Raw genomic sequence first — 20245 nt, 5'->3', positions numbered from 1 at the left:
TAATCACTGAAAGGGTTAATCTATGTTACTTGAATTATCAATTACTGACTTTGCAATCATTGAACATTTAGATATTGAATTCCAATCTGGAATGACTGTGTTAACCGGGGAAACCGGGGCTGGTAAATCGATTATTATTGATGCCGTTGGTTTGCTGGTTGGTGGTCGTGGTTCTCACGATTTAATCCGAACCGGCGCCAAAAAGTCTGTGATCCAGGGTAACTTTATTCTTCATGATGATAATCCAACGTATGAGGTTCTTGACGACCTTGGAATTGAGCATAGTGATGGGAATATCATTATTGAACGTGAAATCTTTGCTAACGGCCGAAACAGCAGTCGGGTCAATGGTATCATGGTCAATATTGCTGCTTTGAAGCGAATTGGTGAAACGATTGTTGACATCCAGGGTCAAAACGAACATCAGGAATTAATGAAACCTGAACGCCACATTCAGTTATTAGATGATTTTGCTGATGATGACCTTACCACTACTTTGAAATCATACCAAGAAAAGTATGACAAGTTTATCAAACTTAGGGCACTGAATGAAAAAAAGCATCAAAATGAAAAACAATGGGCGCAACGAGTGGATATGCTCAAGTTTCAGATTAAAGAAATTCAGGCTGCTGACTTACATGAAAATGAAGACACTGAGTTGATCGCTGAGCGAGACCAGCTGAATAATTTTCAGAAAATTCATGATGCCCTGTTAAGTAGCTATGAAGGAATCAACGGTGAAGATTCAGGCCCATTAGATTCGATTGGCTCAGCAATGAGTTCAATGCAGGAAATTGAAGATTTGGATTCAGATTATAAACAAATTTCGGACAATTTATCGGGCGCTTTCTTTACGTTGCAAGATGTTGCCAGCCAAATTTCGGACCAACTTAGCAGCCTTGAGTTTGATCAGGATCGGTTGGATCAGGTTGAACAGCGCCTGAGCACGATTTATCAACTCAAGCATAAATATGGTGATTCTGTTGATCAGATCCTCAAGTATCTTAACAAGATTCGAAAAGAGCTCAATGATATGTCCGGTAGTGTCAGTAAAGACCAGGATCTTGATGAACAGCTTACAGTGATCAAAGCGTCCCTGATTAAGGATGCCAAAAAGATTGGCGCAATTAGAAGAAAATCTGCTAAAGAATTAGAAAAAGCCGTTCATAAACAACTCGCTGACTTATATATGGACAAAGCCGTTTTTGAAGTCAACATTAAGCAGAATCAGGCACTTAATAGACTAGGGGCTGATCACGTCGAGTTTTATATTCAGACAAACCCTGGCGAGAAAATGTTACCACTTGTAAAATCCGCTTCGGGTGGTGAACTATCCAGAATCATGCTGGCCCTTAAAACAATGTTTGCTAGGGCGGCGGGGGTAACTTCGATTATCTTTGATGAGGTCGATACAGGAGTTTCAGGCCGAGTTGCTCAAGCGATTGGTAACAAAATTTACACAATTTCAACAAAATCACAGGTTCTTTGTATCACTCATCTCCCCCAAGTTGCGGCGATGAGTGATCATCATTACTTCATTGAAAAGAAAATCAACGATAATCGGACAACAACGACAATCACAGAGCTAACTGCCCAGCAAAGTGTGACTGAGATTTCTAGAATGTTAGCTGGGACTGCGGTTACTAAATTAACAAAGGAGCACGCTGGCGAACTGCTAAACTTGGCGGATGTTGAGAAACAAAAAATTAGCCAATCATAAATAATTATTTGCTCAATGATAACAAATAAGGCTGCAGTCATTTTGTTTTGACTACAACCTTACTAAGATGATAATTATTATCGATTTAATGGTACGCTGCTTAAAACTTTTTAATTGCTTGAAGTTCACTAACGGAAAAGAGTCGGTGAAAACGTTTGTCTGCAGAAGTGATCAAAAAGCGCCCCTTAGCGATTTGCTTTAAGTATCCAGCGGTATCTGGTGTTTGGTCGTTAAATTGAACAATCACTGGGAAGTTATTGACTAAGGCTTTTTCAATAAATAAGTTAAGTTGGAAAGTCGGCATTTGTTTGACTTGACTGTTATTTAGTTCAAAAAAACGACTATAATTATCTCTGACGGTTTTAGTTAGTTCCGATAAATAGGATTGTTTGTTTTGCATTTTGTTCACCCCGAACGTTTGTTTGTGATTTCATTATACGAACAACTGTTCGAAAATGCAAGGATAACTTTTACAGTGCATCGCGTATTTTTAGCCTAAACCTTGGTAATGGGTTTCAGGATAGATTAGCAATTATAAATACTTAGACGCTGTCATTATTTCATAAAGTTGTTTTAAATCCGACCAACTTAATATTAAACGATGGTAGGACTTGTCAAATTGGACAAAAAGGGCGATAATTGTGGGTACTATAAATAATTGAAGGGATTTTTTCAATGGCTAAAAGAGGAATGTTGATTGTTTTGTCAGGTCCATCAGGGGTTGGTAAGGGAACAGTCAGAAAAGCACTGTTTGAGGAACCAGATGTTGATTTTGAATATTCAACATCAATGACCACCAGACAACCCAGACCAGGTGAGAAAAACGGTGTTGACTACTATTTTGTTTCCAAGGAGCAATTTGAGAAGAACATTCAAGATGGTGAAATGCTGGAATACGCAAAATACGTTGACAATTACTATGGAACGCCATTAAAATACGTCAATAAGACATTAGAGTCTGGTAGAGATGTCTTTTTAGAGATTGAAGTTAACGGTGCGATGCAAGTACGGGCCAACTGTCCTGATGCAGTATTTGTTTTCTTAACCCCGCCGGATCTTATGGAATTGAAGCACCGATTAATCGGGCGTGGGACCGATGAAATGGACGTTATCAATCGACGCATTAAGAAGGCGGTCGGCGAAATTAGTATGATGCGGAATTATGATTATGCTGTTTTGAATGATAAGGTACCACTGGCTGTTGATCGAATTAAATCAATTATTAGAAGCGAACGATTAAAAGTTGCTCGGGTAATGCCCGATTATGAATCAATGTTAGGAGAAGATTAATTATGTTACTTTACCCATCAGTTGATAAGTTGCTGGATCAAATTGATTCTCGTTATTCGTTAATCATGTTGGCAAGTAAGCGAGCACATGAATTAGATGCCGGCGCAAAGCCACTATTAGATAGTTACAAATCACAAAAGTCAGACGGTAAGGCATTAGAAGAAATTGCTGCTGGCGTTTTAAAAATTGATCCAAAAGAAAAAGATTTTAATTAATCAATGATGAAGGGCTGGGACAAAACAATTGTTTGTTTTGAACCAGCTTCTTTATTTCCGTAGAAAATATTTGTTACAATTAATGATGAATTATTAAATGGTGGTGAGTGATTTGCTTCAAGGAAAAAACGTTGCCTTATTTGTAACCGGCAGTATTGCGGCCTACAAAGCTTTGCTGCTGACGAGATTATTGGTTAAACATCATAACGATGTTCATGTCCTCATGACTGAGTCAGCACAGCAATTTATTAACCCAGTAACATTTGAAGTACTCAGTAAAAATCGTGTTATTACTAATGACTTTTCTGGTGAGAATCCTAAATCAATTCCGCACGTTAAAGTTGCTGACGATGCTGACTTGGCAATTGTTGCCCCAGCAACGGCCAATACGATTGCTAAAATGGCAACTGGGCTTGCGGATAATGTCGTGTCAGCGACCCTACTTGCAATGAGCAAACCAATATTTGTTGTGCCCGCGATGAATACACACATGTTGGCAAACTTTGCGACTCAGAACAATCTCCAACAATTAGCTGAACATCGCGTGCAAGTAATGCCATCAGCGCAGGGCTTTTTGGCAGAGGGGTATTCCGGCCGTGGCCGAATGCCTGAACCATCGGAGATTTTTGACTGGATCAGTAATACATATCAGCCAGCCAAACAACTATTGGCCGGCAAAAGGGTTATTGTGACTGCCGGTGGTACAAGAGAGCCATTAGACCCCGTCCGGTACCTAACCAATCGCTCCTCGGGAAAAATGGGGTACGCAATTGCTGAAGCAGCCCAATCAGCAGGAGCAGACGTCACGTTAATTTCAGCAAATGCTGTATTGCCAACTCCTACCAATGTGAACTTGGTCAGAATTCAAACGGCTGCTGAACTATTGGCAGCCGTTGAGGAACAATTCCAATCAGCCGATATTTTAATTATGGCTGCCGCAGTTGCCGATTATCGTCCTGAACACGTTGCTAGTACAAAAATTAAAAAACGGACTGACAATCAGACAATCAATCTCAAACTGGTTAGGAATCCGGATATTCTTCAAACCATTTCCAAAATTAAACAAGATGACCAAATTATTGTTGGCTTTGCTGCTGAAACTAATGATTTACTTGCCAATGCAGCCAAAAAAATAAAAGCAAAAAAGTTAGATATGATTGTTGCTAACGACGTTTCAAACCCTCAAATTGGCTTTAACTCTGAGAATAATCAGGCAACTTTTTTGTTTGCAAATGGCCAGCAGGTTAAGACTGACATTGAGAGCAAGCGGGAAGTTGCGAGCCATTTAATTGATACTATTTATAAGCGCTTTTTCAATCAAGCCAAATAAAATGAAAGGAGCAGCCCACTTTGCAGATTGCCCAAGTAATCGTTGATATTCCAACTCGTCAAACAAATAATCCATATAGTTACTTAATCCCGGATTACTTGGTAGATCAGGTTGTTCCTGGGATGCGGGTAGAAGTCCCATTTGGTAATCGTAAAATTACCGGTTTTGTGGTTGCAATTGTCAATAATTCGGATTTTGCGGGTAAGCTCAAGCCAATCAGTTCACTGATAGATTTCTCCCCAGTTATCAACGAAGAATTATTACAACTCTCATCCTGGATGGCTGATGAAACATATTCATTTAAAATCAGTTGTCTGCAAACAATGCTTCCCGGTGGGATGCGGATAAAAAATAAGAAACGCTTAATTGCTAATGATGATTCAGTTGTTAATCAACATCCAGAAATTTTTGATGGCAATCATGAAATTGATTATAATCGGCAAAAATTAACGGATAAATCGATTGCTCAGATTATTCGGCTACAAAAGGAAGGCAAAATCCAAGTTGAATACAATCTCACTCATCATGCTAAACCGATTATGATGAAAGCTTACCAAGGCCAACTTGATCAAGGGCAAGCTGACAGCCAACTTGCGGTCGTTAGAAAGAACGCTAAGGGCCAGCTCAAATTACTGAGCATCTTGTCTGCTCACCCCCATGAAACATTTTTACGGAATCAGTTAATTACTCAAGGGGTGACGGAATCAGCAATTAAAACGGGTGAGAAAAACGGGTGGCTTAAGCAAACGCTAAAACGACATATTAGAAATCCATTTTTGCGCTCAGTTGCCCATACCAACCCATTGACTTTACAGCCCGATCAAAAACAGGCGGTTACCCGGATTAATCAGGCTATCTCTGGTAAGCAGGACCAAGTCTTTTTATTAGAAGGGGTAACTGGTTCTGGTAAGACAGAAGTTTATCTCCAATCAATTGCCCATGCCCTTGAAACTGGAAGGACCGCGCTAATGCTAGTACCAGAGATTACGCTTACTCCCCAAATTGTTGGCCGGATTCGCAGTCGGTTTGGCAATCAGGTTGCAATGCTACATAGCGCTTTGTCAAATGGAGAGCGCTACGATGAATGGCAGCGGATTAATTCAGGTCAGGCTCAGGTGGTGGTAGGTGTTCGCTCAGCGGTGTTTGCCCCCTTAAGAAATATCGGGTTAATTATCATTGATGAGGAACATGACAGTAGTTACAAGCAAACTGATAATCCACGTTACCAAACTCGGGACGTTGCAAAATGGCGGGCTGCTTACAATCATTGCCCAGTTGTTCTAGGAAGTGCTACCCCGTCGTTAGAATCTCGAGCGCGGGCGATGAAGGGGGTCTACAAGCTATTAACGCTTCCGCATCGAATTAATCGACATGCTTTGCCACATGTCTCGATTATTGACATGAAAACAGAAATGGCTAAGCACCGGAGTATTCTTTCCAATCAACTTTCGAATGCAATTCAAGATCGGCTCGATAAACATGAACAAATTATCCTTCTGCTTAACAGGAGAGGGTATTCAGCGTTTTTAATGTGTCGGGATTGCGGTTACGTTCCCAAATGCCCTAACTGCGATATTTCATTAACCATGCATAAAAATACGCACTCGCTCAATTGTCATTATTGCGGTCATAAAGAGCCGATTCCAACGGTTTGCCCAAAGTGTCATAGTAAGCGGATTCGCTTTTTCGGTGTCGGTAGTGAACAACTAGAGGAACAGGTTAAGCAACTATTTCCAACCGCCAGAGTCCTTAGAATGGATGTTGACACAACGCGCAAAAAAGGGTCTCATGAGGCGATTATCGATAAATTTGGTGCCCATAAAGCTGACATTCTCTTAGGAACGCAGATGATTGCCAAGGGCCTCGACTTTCCTGAGGTGACATTGGTGGGCGTGTTGAATGCTGATTCTGCGCTTCAATTCCCTGATTTTCGTTCTAGTGAGCGCACCTTTCAGCTCCTTACCCAGGTTTCTGGCCGGTCAGGGCGGGCTGATAAACAAGGGGAAGTTGTGATTCAAACTTTTAACCCGGATCACTATGCAATTCAGTTAGCCCAAACGCAGGATTATGAACGATTTTACGCAACTGAGATGCGGGTTCGCCATGATGGCAAATACCCACCTTATTATTTTACGGTTAAACTAACGGGTAATTCTCCCAGTGAAAACCAAACTGCTTCGGAGATGTTTGACATTTTGACCTACTTAAAGAGCCACTTGTCGGCTCAAGCAATCATTTTAGGGCCAACTCCCAAGGCAGTTACCCGAATTAACAATCGTTACTATTACCAAATTATTATTAAATATCGTAAAGAACCCAATTTAAAACCCGCCCTTGATGAAATTCTGATGCAATCACAGAAAAAACAGCGGCATGGGTTGCAAATTGCGATCGATAACGAACCATTAGACTTTATGTAGAGAAGGGAACGATTAATTTGACAACTATCGTATTTATGGGGACGCCAGCATTTGCGGTTCCAATTCTACAAGGACTAGTTGATGACCACTATGATGTTTTAGCAGCAGTTACTCAGCCGGATCGACCGGTTGGCAGAAAACATCGTATTCAGCAGACACCAGTTAAGCAATTAGCTGTGAAACTGAAGATACCGGTATTTCAACCTGATAAGCTCGGTGGCAGTCCTGAAATGCAGCGAGTAATTGACTTACATCCTGATTTTATCGTAACTGCCGCTTATGGTCAGTTCCTACCCACCAAGCTATTGAACGCTGTCAAAATTGCCGCAGTTAATGTCCACGGTTCATTGTTGCCAAAGTATCGTGGCGGGGCACCAGTTCAATATGCCATTATGAATGGCGATAAGGAAACCGGAATTAGTTTAATTTACATGGTTAAGAAGATGGATGCTGGCGATATTTTGGCCCAAAAGGCAATTCCAATCGAAAAGACTGATGATACTGAATCTATGTTTGAAAAGCTGAGTCTTGTGGGGCGTGATGTTTTATTAACGACCCTGCCAAAGATTATCTCGGGTGAGGTTCAACCTATTAAACAAGCCGAAAACGAAGTGGTCTTCTCACCAACCATTAAGCCTGGTGAGGAGGCACTTGATTTTAATCAGTCAGCTTTTCTGGTGGACGCCAAAGTTCGGGCATTACGACCAGATCCAGGGGCGTACGCAATACTTAACGGTAAACGAACAAAGATTTGGAAAACTGCGGTCAGTGACTTGCAAACGAGTCAAGAAACAGGGACCGTTGTTCAGAGAACTAAGCACCAATTATCCTTGGCAGCTGGTGGTGGTACCGTTGTAACATTATTGGAAGTTCAGCCGGCCGGAAAGCCGAAACAGACAATTACAGATTATTTAAATGGAAGCGGCCAATCATTAAAAGTTGGTCAACAGGTGATTAAATGAAGTATAAAACAAACAATCCAAGAGAACTTGCAGTTGATACGCTCGTAAGAACCAGCAACGGGTCATATTCTAATTTACAAATTAACGCGGTCATCCAATCAACATCGATGAACGCAGCTGATAAAGCCCTTTTTACCAATATCGTTTACGGCGTTATTCAACATCGATTGACATTACAATACCAGCTAAACCCATTTATTCGAGAGCCTCAAAACACCGAAACGTGGGTGAAAGAATTACTATATACGGCAATGTATCAGCTAACCTATCTAGATCGGGTTCCTAAGAGAGCAATTTTTGATGAAACTATCAAAATTGCTAAATCAATGGGACACGATGGCACACGGCGGTTTGTGACTGGTATCTTGCATCAAATGGATCGTAAGGGCGTTGCTGACGTTAATGCGATTCAAGATGAGAATAAGCGGTTATCAATTGCTTATAGTGTCCCAACGTGGCTAGTAACCATGCTTCAAGAACAACTGGGTAAGGCCAAAGCCAAATCAATTCTCCAATCACTTAATGTGGCGCCTAAACAATCCGTTCGAGCAAATGCGACTAAAACGACCCAAGCCGATTTAATCACCAAGTTGGCGGCTGCGGATTTTGACGTTGAGAAGAGTCAAGTTGCTAGTGAGGGCATCATCATTAAAGATGGGCAAATCGTTCACAGTTCGTTTTTTAAGGACGGTTTATTAACTATTCAAGATGAGAGTGCAATGCTGCCAGTTGAATCAATGCCAATCAATCCAGATGATATGATTCTGGACGCCTGCAGCGCCCCAGGTGGTAAAACGACTCAAATTGCTAGTCGCTTAAAGAGTGGCAAAGTGTTTGCCTTAGATATTCATAAAAATAAATTGAAAACGGTCTTAAAGAATGCCACCAGAATGGGTGTCGATAAGAATATTGAAACCTTCGAACTTGATGCGAGAAAGGTTGACCAAAAATTTGATGATGAGTTGTTTGACCAAATTTTAGTGGATGCGCCATGTTCTGGTTTAGGATTATTACGGCGTAAGCCTGAGATCCGATACGACAAGACTCCTGAAGACATTAAGCGCTTAAGTGAAATTCAGTTGCAAATTCTTAACGCAGTTGCGCCAAAGGTCAAAACTGGTGGTATGATTACGTATAGCACTTGTACAATTGTTAACCAGGAAAATCAAGATGTAATTGATAAATTTATCAAAACCCATTCTAACTTTGAGGTTACTGCCCCTCGTACGGCATTGAACCTTGAAAGCGAAAATGACCAAATGCTTAAAATTTATCCCGATGACTACGGTTCTGATGGCTTCTTTGTTAGTTCCCTAGTGAGGAAATCTTAACGGAGTTGATTTACATGCAAATTGCGTATCAATCATCGACAGGCAAAGTTCGTGATAAGAACGAAGATGCTGTCGGTTCATTTTCAAATAAAAAGGGATTGGTTTTAGCGATCATTACAGATGGTATTGGCGGGAATAACGCCGGTGAGGTTGCATCTCAAATGGTTGTTACCCATTTTGGTGAAAGCTTCAAAAGCACGTCCATTGAGAGTTTGGACGAGTTGGAGACCTGGTTTGAAAATAAACTAACCGAAGAAAACAGCACAATCATTAAAGAATCCAATACTGACAGCCGACTTGAAGGAATGGGAACCACAATTGTTGCTGCATTAATTGATGGTAAGCAAAGTTTGATTGCTAACATTGGCGACAGTCGGGGGTATGTATATGCTAATGGCCAATTAACACAAATCACTGAAGACCATTCTTATGTGAATGAACTCGTTAAACATGGCGATTTAACACCTGATGAAGCCAGAAATAACCCGTATAAAAATATCATCACTAAGAGTCTTGGCATTAATAACGATTCTGCGGCTGATTTTAAGCCTTATGTGGCAGCACCCAAAGATCAAATTCTCCTCTGTACGGATGGATTGACCAATATGGTTACTGATAACGAGATTGAGAAAGTTTTGGCGATGGATGAAAACTTGCAGACTAAGTGCGATTTATTGGTGGCCACCGCTAATCAAAACGGGGGGTTAGACAATATCACCGTTTTGATTGCTCAGTATGATTCGGAGGTGTCAACCGATGAATAAGGGCTATGTATTAAATGGACGCTATGAAATTATTGATCGTTTAGGTGAGGGCGGAATGGCCGATGTGTACCTTGCTGAAGACTTGATTTTAAAGCGTAAAGTGGCCGTTAAGCTCTTAAGGCTAGATTTCCGGGATAATCCCCAAGCTAAAAAGCGGTTCCAGCACGAGGCCATGGCTGCGACTCAACTAGATAATCCCCACATTGTCGGCATCTTTGATGTTGATGAAGTTGAAGGGATGCAGTACTTGGTGATGGAGTACATCGACGGCGAAGACCTTAAAAAGTACATTAACGATCATTTTCCCATTCCATATGCTGAAGTTGTTAATATTATGGAACAGATATGTTCCGCAGTTAGTGAAGCTCATCGGCATAATATTATTCATCGAGATTTAAAGCCTCAAAACATCCTGGTTAATAAGAATGGTTATATTAAGATCACTGATTTTGGTATTTCGAGAGCCGGGACTGAAGACACCATGACTCAGACCCGCTCCATTATTGGGTCAATTCATTATTTATCCCCCGAGCAAATTAAGGGACAAATGGCAACACAGCAATCTGATATTTATTCTCTGGGAATTATCTTGTACGAATTATTAACGGGAAAAGTACCATTTACTGGCGACACGGCTGTTTCTATTGCGATTAAACATTCTCAACAAGCCATCCCATCAGTTCGTGACTTTGACCCACGAATTCCCCAAGCAATGGAAAACGTCGTGTTAAAGGCAACCACCAAGGACCCTAAAGACCGCTATGCTAACGTGGACCAGCTGGCTGATGATTTAAATACGTCACTAGACCGCTCACGGGCGAATGAGCCAAGGTTTGTGATTCCGGAACATCATACGGATCCTAACGAGGAAACAAGGGTGATGCCATTTCCACCATTATCCGATGCGGCTGCCGCTAAGAATGATACCAATAAACGAGACGAATCAGTTGGGACAATTAAAAAAGATAAAACGCCAAAGAAGGCGACCAATAAGAAGAAAAAGCGGCGGCGAATTATTATCGCGTCAGTCTTGGCTCTGCTCGTTCTTTTAATCACATTCATTATGGTCGTCACTGCAAGTGGGCGAACGAGGGTGCCGGTCATTACAGGCACGACGGAAAGTGAAGCTACTCAAAAGCTCCAATCTGCCAGTCTCCAAGTTGGCAAAGTTCGTTATCACAGCAGCGATAAGATTGATCGTAACCGAATCATTTCGTCCAGTCCAACTGAAAACACTAAAGTTAAGAAAAATACGAAGGTAGCGCTTGTTGTCAGTTCTGGTCCAAGAAAGGTTAGGGTTGGTAACTACGTTGGTCAAAATTATAATTTAGTTAAGCAACGGCTGCAGCAAGAAGGGTTTAAGATTCGCAAACGAAATGCGCCTTCGGGAACCTTTAAGGCAGGCCGAATTTTGCAACAAGACTTTAGGTCTGGTTCTAAATTAACCCCAACAAAACACACACTAACCTTTGTTGTTTCGACCGGGGTTAAACAAATTACCCTAAAGGACCTTACGGGGATGACAAAGGCCCAGGTTGTCAATTACGCTAATAAGGAGGAAATCAATCCTACCTTTGACTATGTTTATTCAAATGACCAGCCTAAGGGCAAGGTTGTTCGGCAATCACCAGGCGCTAATGAAATTATCCAGCAGGGTGGTAACGTTGCCGTATGGCTGTCCAGGGGACCAAAAAGTAGTCAAAAAGATGCACTAAAGAGCTTTAATGTACGGGTAACAATACCGTACTTTGATGCAAAAAGTGATGCTACCAGCAGCTCAGAACCTTTAGCAGGTAATGACAGTGGGACGGCACCTACTAATTCTGACGATAGCTCTGAAGCTACCCAAACTAGTGGCAGCAGCGAAAATGTGGTCTTTATTTACCTGAAGGACCATGACCATGATTTTGACACCATTTACAAACAAATGGTTATCACCAAAGATACGACCGTCATGTTACCTTTCAAGCTAACTAAAAATGAGGTTGGCCGTTACAAAATCGTTCGAGATGGGAAAACAATTCTCCGTGATAACAACGTTACTCAAGATTCACAATAATTAATTACTGCAAACTAAAGTTACTTCTCCTATAATGAAAGGTGAAGTAATTTTTTTTCGAGGTGATTAATTGATAAAAGGTAAAATTTTTCAATCTCTAAGTGGTTTTTACGATGTTCATGCGGATGGTAAGGTTTACCGGACCCGAGCCCGCGGAAACTTTCGCAAACGAAAAATAACCCCATTAGTTGGTGACGACGTTGAATTTCAAATTGAAGATGGCGATAAGGGATATATTCTAAGGATGTTGCCGCGAAAAAATTCATTAGTTCGACCGCCAATCGCTAACATCGATCAGGCAATTGTGGCGACGGCTGCAACCCAACCAGAATTTTCCAGTAACCTATTAGATAGACAATTAATTGCTCTTGAGATTAGTCATATCAAGCCAATCATCTATTTCACCAAAACGGACCTTTTGAGCACCGCACAACGTGATCAGCTCCAAACGGTTGCAATGGGTTATCAGGCAATTCCCTACGACGTTATTTTTCCAGAACAGGCTTTTGATGACTCATCATTAGATGAACTACAAACCCTTTTGGCTGGCAAGGAAAACGTCATTATGGGTCAGACTGGGGCTGGTAAGTCAACATTGCTCAATCATTTGGCGCCGGAACTTAATCTAAAGACCGGCGAAATTTCTGCGGCTTTGAATCGTGGAAAGCATACAACCAGAAAGGTTGCCCTACTTCAGGTTGGTACTGGTTTAATCGCGGATACACCAGGATTTTCATCGTATGATACACTAGATATTGATTATCGTGACTTAGCCAACTATTTTCCTGAATTTAAGCGGGCTTCAGTTAAATGTCGTTTTCGGGGTTGTGTTCATGTTAATGAGCCTGATTGTGAAGTGAAACGGGAAGTTAGTGATGGTATAATCATGGAATCTAGGTATACTAATTATTTACAGTTGTACACGGATATTAAGAATCGCAAACCAAATTATAAAAAATAAAGTGAGGAAGTTAATTATGATTAAAGTTGCACCTTCAATTTTGAGCGCTGATTACGTCAATCTTCAAAGAGATATCGAAATGGTTGATAAGGGTGGTGCTGAACTATTACATATTGATATTATGGACGGGGCATTTGTTCCAGCCTTATCGTATGGTCCAGGTTGGGTCAAAGCCATTCGGCCAATTACAGATCTTACCCTTGACGTTCATATGATGGTTCAATCACCTGAACGTTATATTGATACATTTGCTGACGCGGGTGCTGATATTATCGGTGTCCATACCGAAGCAACCCCACATATTCACCGAGCCTTACAAATGATTAAGAATAAGGGGGTCAAGGCAGAAGTTGTTATTAATCCAGGAACTCCCGTTGCTGCCATCACTCCCGTATTGTATATGGTCGATCAAGTGCTAGTAATGACAGTTAATCCTGGCTTTGGTGGCCAAAAGTTTCTACCAGAAACGGTTAAGAAAATTGCTGAACTAAACGAAATCAAAAAATCCCAGGGACTTGATTTTGATATTGAAATTGACGGCGGCGTTAATGATTCGACCGTTGTGGCTGCATATCAAGCTGGCGCCACCGTTGCGGTTGCCGGTTCTTATGTTTTTGATGATGCCGATCCAGTATCAAGAATTCAAGCATTAAAGGACGCGACTAAATAAATGAAATTATTAAATTTGCTAGTTGGTGGCCCAATCGACTTATGGCCACAAGCATTAAAGAACGGGCAAATTAAAGGCGATTGGATTGGCGTTGATCGCGGCAACCTTCATCTCATTCATATGGGGATTGATCCGTTAGTTGCCATCGGTGATTTCGATTCTCTCAAACCAGCTGAATTTCAACTAATAAAAGACCATATAAGTGATATTCGCCAATCAATTCCCGAAAAGGATGATACTGATACACAGTTAGGCCTTAAAGTGGCAATTGAGGAACATCATGCTGATCGCTTGGATATCTATGGTGCAACGGGGGGCCGACTTGATCATTTTTTAGCTAATCTTTGGATGGTTCTTGAACCACGGTTTAAGGAATACGCTCCTAAGATCAGAATGATTGATAAACAAAATACGATCACGTTCTTTTTGCCGGGAGACTACACGATCTCCAAGGAACCTGATAAAAAGTACTTGGCATTTGTTGCGTTAACGCCTATGGAGCACCTGACATTATTTGATGAAAAGTATCGACTTGACGATTATCAGGTCAAGCGGCCAATTTCACTCGCTAGCAATGAATTTGTGGGTAATGAAGCACGATTTAAATTTGCCAGTGGTGTTATGTGTGTGATTCAAAGTAAGGATATTGATCGTTTTAACTAAATAGGCAAGTTATGTATCTGAAAAGTTCATTCGATCAGTTTATATGAACAAAATAGAGCTAGCAGCCGAAATCATGATATTGATTTCGGTTGCTAGCTCTTTATAAGTAGGCAATAAAAAAGACCGATTACTAATCGATCCGTGAGTATTATACTCGTGTTACTTTACCTGATTTAAGTGTTCGAGCAGAAATCCATACTTTCTTTGGCTTTCCGTCAACTAAGATCCGAACTTTTTGCAAGTTTGGCTTCCAGCTACGACGACTTGAGTTCAAAGCGTGTGACCGCTTATTGCCAAAATGAGTACGCTTGCCATTAATAAAATCTTTAGCCATGGGTAACAAATCTCCCTTCTCTGCAATTTTAGTGTTACTTTCTGATTCATTACACTAGAACAATTTATCATAGTTACCCCGACATTGCAATACTTTTCTTTCAAGTAATTATACTTGACACCAGTGACTTATCCAGTTAAGTTTACTTTGGTTTTTGCTGTGATTGTGGTAATATTAACTATCGTTATAAGTAATAGAGATTAAACTTAAGGAGGCTGCAGTTTATGGCCGTCAAAATTAAGACTAAGTTTGGAACGGTGGACATTGATAACGACGTAATTGCAAATGTTGTTGGTGGCGCCGCTACTGATAATTATGGTGTGGTCGGAATGGCTAGCCGTAACCAAATCCGTGATAACGTGAACGTTATTTTAAATCGAGAAAATTATTTTAAGGGCGTTGAAGTTAAACAGCACGATAATGAGATTGAAATTAACGTTTATATTGTTGTGGCATACGGTAATAAGATTTCTGAAATTTCTAAAAACGTTCAAGCAAAAGTCAAATATAATCTGCAGAGCATGCTTGGAGTAACTGCAAATTCGGTCAATGTAATTGTTCAAGGCGTTCAAGTACTAAACGACTGATTAATTACTGATATTGACCAAGGAGGACAAGTAGTTGAAAGTAGCAAAAATTACCAATACCGAATTTACGGCAATGGTTCAAGCAGCAGCCAATAAATTAAACAATAATTCTAAATTTATCAATTCATTAAACGTTTTTCCAGTGCCAGATGGGGATACTGGAACCAACATGAGCCTGTCGATGGCAAGTGGCTATAAATACGTTAACAAGGACGTTAGCACTAACGTTGGTAATCTTGCTGGTGCACTGGCTAAAGGGCTATTGATGGGTGCTCGTGGTAACTCTGGTGTGATCTTATCCCAAATTTTTCGGGGCTTTTCGCGATCAACTGAGGGTAAGGAAACACTTAGCGCTCAAGACCTTTCTGATGCTTTTGTTGCCGGAACAGAAACTGCCTACAAATCAGTGATGAAGCCTACTGAAGGGACAATCTTAACAGTTGTCAGGATGGCGGCTCAAGCAGGCAAGAAAAAAGCTGGCACGACTAATGACGTTGTGGCTGTAATGGACGCAATTTATGATAGTTCTAAAGCTGCCCTAGAAAAGACGCCTGATTTACTTCCCATTTTAAAGCAGGTGGGCGTTGTTGATTCTGGTGGTCAAGGCCTTGCTTTTGTACTTGAAGCCTTTGATGATGTTTTAAATGGCCGAACTGAGGCTCAAAGTGGTGAACATCAACCCAATGACGCTGAATTGAATCAAATGATTCATGCCGCTGATCAAAGTGTTCAAAGCAAGCTTAACCCGGAAGATATCGTCTACGGTTATTGTACCCAAATTATGGTGCGGATCGGTAAGGGCAGGGAAGTCGATCATCAATTCGATTATCAAACCTTTTATGATTACCTTGCCAAATTAGGCGATTCATTGCTGGTTGTTAATGACGAAGATATTGTTAAGGTCCATGTCCACACGGAACATCCCGGTAAAGTTCTTGCTTGGGGTCAAGAGTTTGGTGATTTGGCAACTGTTAAAGTTGATAATATGCGTCTCCAGCAAGAGACCATCATTGAAAATGACGAGGAAGATGCCACAGAGGCAGCCTCACCAATTGATAAGGCTGCAGATCTCAATAATACCAACAAACCTGTGTCAGATATTGCGGTTATTTCCGTTTCATCAGGAAAGGGGCTTAACAAGCTGTTTAACAGCCTCGGAGTTAATAACATCGTTAGCGGTGGCCAAACGATGAATCCAAGTACCGAAGACATTGTTAATGCAATTAATAATACCCATGCAAAAAAAGCAATTGTTTTACCTAATAATAAAAATATTTTTCTAGCAGCTGAGCAAGCCGCAAAAGTGGCTGATATTCCCGCCGTTATTGTTCATTCGAAAACGATCTCTCAGGGGATAACCGCCATGCTTGGTTTTAACCCAGAGAGTTCACTTGAGGATAACCAAGAAGCAATGGAAGACAATTTACCGACTGTCAAGTCTGGTCAGGTAACCACCGCAATTCGGGATACCCAGATTAATGGTTTCTCAATTAAAAAAGACCAGTTCATGGGCATTGTCGATGGTGATATTGTCACGACCGGAGCAGATCTCGTTCAAACGACCATTGAGATGGTTTCCCAAATGTTAGATGATGATAGTGAAGCGATTACCGTTATTTGGGGTGATGGTGCCAGTGAATCTTTGGCAGATAAAGTCCAAACAGCCGTTGCCAAGATGGATGAAGATTTAGAGGTTGAAGTTCACGAGGGTGACCAACCAGTATACCCATTCTTGATTTCCGTTGAATAAGTAATCATTAAAAGTTTGGTCACTAACTGACCAAACTTTTATTTGTATTTTTGAAGTGAGGGAAGTAATGTGAGCAGTCTCGTCGATTCAGTTTCAGTCTTAAAGGGAGTTGGTCAAAAACGGTTGACTGCTCTTAATAAACTTGGCATTAATACGATTAACGACTTGTTGACGTATTTTCCGCGCCGATATGATGACCTATCGTTAAAAGACCTTTCAACAGCCGTTGATGGTCAAAAAGTGACCGTAAAGGGTCAGGTGATTACAGCACCTACTTTGACTTTTTTCGGTCGTAAAAAAAGCCGATTAAGTTTTCGGTTAAAAATCAACGATCAAATCTATGGGGTGACATTTTTCAACCAGCCATGGTTAAAAAAACAGCTTGTATTAGAAGCGGCGGTTATCATCTTTGGAACGTTTAACCAAAATCGTAATCAGATTCAGGGAATGAAAGTTTTAAATGGTGATAAAAGTGACACCTATGACTCAATTTATCCAAGTAACAAAGCCGTTAAGCAGGCGACGATTAAGCAATTAATCCAGTTAGCTTTCAATCAGTATGAAAACCAGTTAGTGGACATCGTTCCTGATTGGCTACGCCGCAAATACCGTTTAGAAAGCTTTCATGATACGATCAAGAATATTCATTTTCCAGATTCGCCCGTTGCTGCTAAAAAAGCATTTCGAACTGCAAAGTTCATGGAGTTTTTTTTATTTGCAATGAAAATTCAGATATTAAAAGCAACCCATCGAAAACCAGACTCCCATGCAACGATCGATTATGACACCAAACAAATCACCGACTTTCAGCAGGGTCTGAGCTTCTCACTCACACAATCACAGAAAAAAGTTGTGGATGAAATTCTACATGACCTCAAACGACCAATCGAAATGAATCGCTTGTTGCAAGGAGATGTCGGTAGTGGCAAGACCGTTGTCGCCGCAATTGCAATTCTAGCAGCAATTAGTTCCGGTAAACAGGCGGCAATCATGGCACCAACCGAAATTTTGGCTGAACAACATGCAAACAGCTTTGCTAAGATGTTCGCCGATTTTGATATCAATATTGCCTTATTGACCGGGGCCACCTCTGCTTTAGCGAGACGGGCGATGTTACCGAGTATTCAAAGTGGTGAGGTTAACTTAATTGTTGGTACTCATGCGCTTTTCCAAGATCAGGTTGATTATCAAAATCTTGGTCTGGCAGTCATTGATGAACAGCATCGGTTCGGGGTTAACCAACGCCAAGCGCTTCGCCAAAAGGGAACTAGCACGAATATGCTTGCAATGACGGCAACGCCAATTCCGCGAACCTTAGCGATTACGATGTATGGTGATATGGATGTTTCGGTTATTGATGAACTGCCAAAGGGCCGCAAACCAATTAAAACTACCTGGATCACTTCGGCTAAAACTGATTCGGCCTTAGGGTTTGTCAAAAAGCAGCTTGAAGCTGGCAATCAGGTATACGTAGTGACGCCACTAATCGAAGAATCAGAAGCTGTTGATGTGAAGAATGCAATGGCTATTTTTGAACGATTCAAAGCTATTTTTGAGCCAAAATTTACAGTGGGCCTTTTGCATGGGCGAATGTCTAATCAAGAAAAAGACGATGCAATGACCGATTTTAAAGATAATCAATTTCAAGTGTTAGTTGCGACTACCGTGATTGAAGTTGGTGTTGACGTTGCCAACGCTAACACAATGTTAATTTTTGACGCTGATCATTTTGGCCTCGCACAACTCCATCAGCTTCGTGGTCGGGTTGGCCGGGGATCTAAACAATCGTATTGTATTTTGATTGCCGATCCCAGAAATGAAATTGGCAAGAAGCGAATGAAGGCTATTTCCAGCAGTACCGATGGTTTCTTTTTGTCACAAAAGGACCTTGAGCTTCGTGGCCAGGGTGACATTACGGGATTGAAACAATCTGGTTTGCCCGATTTTAAAGTTGCTGATCCAGTTGGAGATCTTAATATTTTAACGGTCGCTAACCAAGAAGCCCAAAATATTACTATTAATGACGATTGGCAAAAAAAGCCAGAGAATGTACAATTAGCTAAGTATTTAAAATACAATCAAACCATCACCACTGATTAAAGGGGATAAAAAATGAAAATTGCAGTTGACGCAATGGGTGGCGATTACGCGCCTAAGGAAGTTGTTCAAGGAATTGAACTTGCCAGGGATGCTTATCCTGACGTGACGTTCCAATTGTTTGGCAAATCAGATCAGATCAAACAATATCTCAAAAATGATCAAAACATCGATGTTATTCAAGCCGATGAAGTGATCGAAATGGGTGACGAGCCAGTTAAAGCGGTTCGCACAAAAAAGCAATCAAGCATCGTCTTGGCCGCTACTGCCGTTAAAGAAGGGGATGCGGATGCTTTCTTTTCTGCTGGTAATACCGGTGCCATTCTAGCAGCTGGATTATTTATTGTCGGTCGGATCAAAGGGATTGACCGCCCAGGACTTACCACGACACTACCAGTCATCACTGGTAAGGATGCTGGCAAATTTGTCATGATTGACGTGGGGGCTAACGCTGATACGAAGGTTCTCAATATCTATCAATATGCCCTAATGGGTAAGTATTATGCCCAGAACGTTCACAAGGTGGCTAATCCACGTATCGGCTTACTGAACAACGGTACCGAAGCCGATAAGGGTGATATGGCCCATCGTAAGGTTCACGATCTCCTGGCTGCTGACAAAGATATTAACTTTGTTGGCAACGTGGAATCACGCGAACTTTTGAATGGGGTTGCGGATGTAGTCGTCACCGATGGTTTTACCGGTAACGCAGTGCTTAAAAGCATTGAAGGAACTGCCCTATCGATGCTAAAGCTTATCAAAGGAAGTATTATGGCTGGTGGCACTAAATCTAAGTTTGGGGCATTAATGCTGAAAGGGACGTTTGGTGATATTGCTAATTCAATGGATTATTCTCAATATGGCGGTGCTGTATTGCTAGGTGTCAAAGCGCCGGTTGTCAAAACTCATGGCAGCAGTAAGGCACCGACAATTAAGAATACGATTGGCCAAATTCGTGACATTATTGATTCCAATATGATTTCCGATTTAAACACATATTTAACTGATCACGCTGAGGACTTAAAACAAATTAAAGATAGTATCAAAAACAGTAAGTAGTTTGATATAATATGACTTAGGTTAATTATTAAA

General features: G+C 41.1%; 18 protein-coding genes. 16 read left to right on the top strand and 2 right to left on the bottom strand.

From position 1 onward, the window contains the following. The first annotated feature begins 22 nt into the window (after positions 1 to 22). Positions 23 to 1720, top strand: a complete 1698-nt coding sequence (gene recN / locus FC98_RS00965) for a DNA repair protein RecN (protein WP_008856845.1) — start codon at positions 23 to 25, stop codon at positions 1718 to 1720. A gap of 100 nt (positions 1721 to 1820) precedes the next feature. On the opposite strand, the gene FC98_RS00960 is transcribed toward recN, so the two are convergent. Further along, positions 1821 to 2120, bottom strand: coding sequence for a hypothetical protein (locus tag FC98_RS00960; protein ID WP_008856844.1), 300 nt, complete (start codon positions 2118 to 2120; stop codon positions 1821 to 1823). Positions 2121 to 2395: 275 nt separating this feature from the next. Between FC98_RS00960 and gmk the strand changes: the two genes are divergently transcribed. The 11 genes from gmk (at position 2396) to FC98_RS00905 (ending at position 14385) form a co-directional block, all read left to right on the top strand. Then, positions 2396 to 3010 carry a guanylate kinase gene (gmk, locus tag FC98_RS00955; RefSeq protein WP_008856843.1) on the top strand — a complete coding sequence of 205 codons (615 nt, stop codon included), beginning with the start codon at positions 2396 to 2398 and terminating at the stop codon, positions 3008 to 3010. A 2-nt stretch (positions 3011 to 3012) separates the two neighbouring features. Further along, positions 3013 to 3225 carry a DNA-directed RNA polymerase subunit omega gene (rpoZ, locus tag FC98_RS00950; RefSeq protein ID WP_008856842.1) on the top strand — a complete coding sequence of 71 codons (213 nt, stop codon included), beginning with the start codon at positions 3013 to 3015 and terminating at the stop codon, positions 3223 to 3225. 97 nt (positions 3226 to 3322) lie between these two features. Then, a complete protein-coding gene (gene coaBC / locus FC98_RS00945; RefSeq protein WP_008856841.1) occupies positions 3323 to 4555 on the top strand; it encodes a bifunctional phosphopantothenoylcysteine decarboxylase/phosphopantothenate--cysteine ligase CoaBC in 1233 nt (410 codons plus the stop codon). 20 nt (positions 4556 to 4575) lie between these two features. After that, complete coding sequence (gene priA, locus FC98_RS00940; protein ID WP_008856840.1) at positions 4576 to 6975, top strand: primosomal protein N'; 2400 nt, start codon at positions 4576 to 4578, stop codon at positions 6973 to 6975. A gap of 17 nt (positions 6976 to 6992) precedes the next feature. Continuing rightward, complete coding sequence (gene fmt / locus FC98_RS00935) at positions 6993 to 7937, top strand: methionyl-tRNA formyltransferase (RefSeq protein ID WP_040471517.1); 945 nt, start codon at positions 6993 to 6995, stop codon at positions 7935 to 7937. After that, positions 7934 to 9268, top strand: coding sequence for a 16S rRNA (cytosine(967)-C(5))-methyltransferase RsmB (gene rsmB, locus FC98_RS00930; RefSeq protein ID WP_008856838.1), 1335 nt, complete (start codon positions 7934 to 7936; stop codon positions 9266 to 9268). Before fmt ends, rsmB begins: the two co-directional genes overlap by 4 nt. Before the next feature lie 14 nt (positions 9269 to 9282). Beyond that, a complete protein-coding gene (locus tag FC98_RS00925) occupies positions 9283 to 10032 on the top strand; it encodes a Stp1/IreP family PP2C-type Ser/Thr phosphatase (RefSeq protein WP_008856837.1) in 750 nt (249 codons plus the stop codon). Continuing rightward, positions 10025 to 12091 carry a Stk1 family PASTA domain-containing Ser/Thr kinase gene (gene pknB, locus FC98_RS00920; RefSeq protein WP_056949034.1) on the top strand — a complete coding sequence of 689 codons (2067 nt, stop codon included), beginning with the start codon at positions 10025 to 10027 and terminating at the stop codon, positions 12089 to 12091. Before FC98_RS00925 ends, pknB begins: the two co-directional genes overlap by 8 nt. 70 nt (positions 12092 to 12161) lie before the next feature. Continuing rightward, entirely contained in the window at positions 12162 to 13052 is an 891-nt protein-coding gene (rsgA, locus tag FC98_RS00915) for a ribosome small subunit-dependent GTPase A (RefSeq protein WP_056949032.1), read from the top strand. 16 nt (positions 13053 to 13068) lie between these two features. Beyond that, positions 13069 to 13722: a ribulose-phosphate 3-epimerase gene (rpe, locus tag FC98_RS00910; RefSeq protein WP_008856834.1), complete on the top strand. Its 654-nt coding sequence runs from the start codon at positions 13069 to 13071 to the stop codon at positions 13720 to 13722. Next, entirely contained in the window at positions 13723 to 14385 is a 663-nt protein-coding gene (locus FC98_RS00905; RefSeq protein WP_008856833.1) for a thiamine diphosphokinase, read from the top strand. Between the two features lie 148 nt (positions 14386 to 14533). On the opposite strand, the gene rpmB is transcribed toward FC98_RS00905, so the two are convergent. Next, positions 14534 to 14719, bottom strand: a complete 186-nt coding sequence (gene rpmB / locus FC98_RS00900; protein WP_008856832.1) for a 50S ribosomal protein L28 — start codon at positions 14717 to 14719, stop codon at positions 14534 to 14536. A gap of 224 nt (positions 14720 to 14943) precedes the next feature. On the opposite strand from rpmB, the gene FC98_RS00895 reads away from it, so the two are divergent. The 4 genes from FC98_RS00895 to plsX all read left to right on the top strand — a co-directional run bounded on the left by FC98_RS00895 (position 14944) and on the right by plsX (position 20212). Then, the gene (locus FC98_RS00895) at positions 14944 to 15306 is read left to right on the top strand and encodes an Asp23/Gls24 family envelope stress response protein (RefSeq protein WP_008856831.1); all 363 of its coding nucleotides are present in this window, start codon (positions 14944 to 14946) and stop codon (positions 15304 to 15306) included. A 34-nt stretch (positions 15307 to 15340) separates the two neighbouring features. Beyond that, positions 15341 to 17056 (top strand): DAK2 domain-containing protein, encoded by a 1716-nt coding sequence (locus FC98_RS00890; RefSeq protein WP_008856830.1) that lies wholly within the window; start codon positions 15341 to 15343, stop codon positions 17054 to 17056. A 69-nt stretch (positions 17057 to 17125) separates the two neighbouring features. Next, the gene (recG, locus tag FC98_RS00885; protein ID WP_008856829.1) at positions 17126 to 19156 is read left to right on the top strand and encodes an ATP-dependent DNA helicase RecG; all 2031 of its coding nucleotides are present in this window, start codon (positions 17126 to 17128) and stop codon (positions 19154 to 19156) included. Between the two features lie 12 nt (positions 19157 to 19168). Further along, the gene (gene plsX, locus FC98_RS00880; RefSeq protein ID WP_008856828.1) at positions 19169 to 20212 is read left to right on the top strand and encodes a phosphate acyltransferase PlsX; all 1044 of its coding nucleotides are present in this window, start codon (positions 19169 to 19171) and stop codon (positions 20210 to 20212) included. The last annotated feature ends 33 nt before the right edge of the window (positions 20213 to 20245 follow it).

Source organism: Lentilactobacillus kisonensis DSM 19906 = JCM 15041 (assembly GCF_001434135.1).
In the GTDB taxonomy this organism is placed as follows: Bacteria; Bacillota; Bacilli; order Lactobacillales; family Lactobacillaceae; genus Lentilactobacillus; species Lentilactobacillus kisonensis.
This window is presented reverse-complemented; position numbering and strand designations above follow the sequence as displayed.

What these genes read in the sequence shown, in the direction of transcription:
- recN (WP_008856845.1), top strand. Translation starts at nt 23, where the DNA reads ATGTTACTTGAATTATCAATTACTGACTTTGCAATCATTGAACATTTA.
- rpmB (WP_008856832.1), bottom strand. Translation starts at nt 14,719, where the DNA reads ATGGCTAAAGATTTTATTAATGGCAAGCGTACTCATTTTGGCAATAAG.
- FC98_RS00960 (WP_008856844.1), bottom strand. Translation starts at nt 2,120, where the DNA reads ATGCAAAACAAACAATCCTATTTATCGGAACTAACTAAAACCGTCAGA.
- FC98_RS00895 (WP_008856831.1), top strand. Translation starts at nt 14,944, where the DNA reads ATGGCCGTCAAAATTAAGACTAAGTTTGGAACGGTGGACATTGATAAC.
- rsmB (WP_008856838.1), top strand. Translation starts at nt 7,934, where the DNA reads ATGAAGTATAAAACAAACAATCCAAGAGAACTTGCAGTTGATACGCTC.
- rpe (WP_008856834.1), top strand. Translation starts at nt 13,069, where the DNA reads ATGATTAAAGTTGCACCTTCAATTTTGAGCGCTGATTACGTCAATCTT.
- pknB (WP_056949034.1), top strand. Translation starts at nt 10,025, where the DNA reads ATGAATAAGGGCTATGTATTAAATGGACGCTATGAAATTATTGATCGT.
- rpoZ (WP_008856842.1), top strand. Translation starts at nt 3,013, where the DNA reads ATGTTACTTTACCCATCAGTTGATAAGTTGCTGGATCAAATTGATTCT.
- gmk (WP_008856843.1), top strand. Translation starts at nt 2,396, where the DNA reads ATGGCTAAAAGAGGAATGTTGATTGTTTTGTCAGGTCCATCAGGGGTT.
- plsX (WP_008856828.1), top strand. Translation starts at nt 19,169, where the DNA reads ATGAAAATTGCAGTTGACGCAATGGGTGGCGATTACGCGCCTAAGGAA.
- FC98_RS00905 (WP_008856833.1), top strand. Translation starts at nt 13,723, where the DNA reads ATGAAATTATTAAATTTGCTAGTTGGTGGCCCAATCGACTTATGGCCA.
- FC98_RS00925 (WP_008856837.1), top strand. Translation starts at nt 9,283, where the DNA reads ATGCAAATTGCGTATCAATCATCGACAGGCAAAGTTCGTGATAAGAAC.
- coaBC (WP_008856841.1), top strand. Translation starts at nt 3,323, where the DNA reads ATGGTGGTGAGTGATTTGCTTCAAGGAAAAAACGTTGCCTTATTTGTA.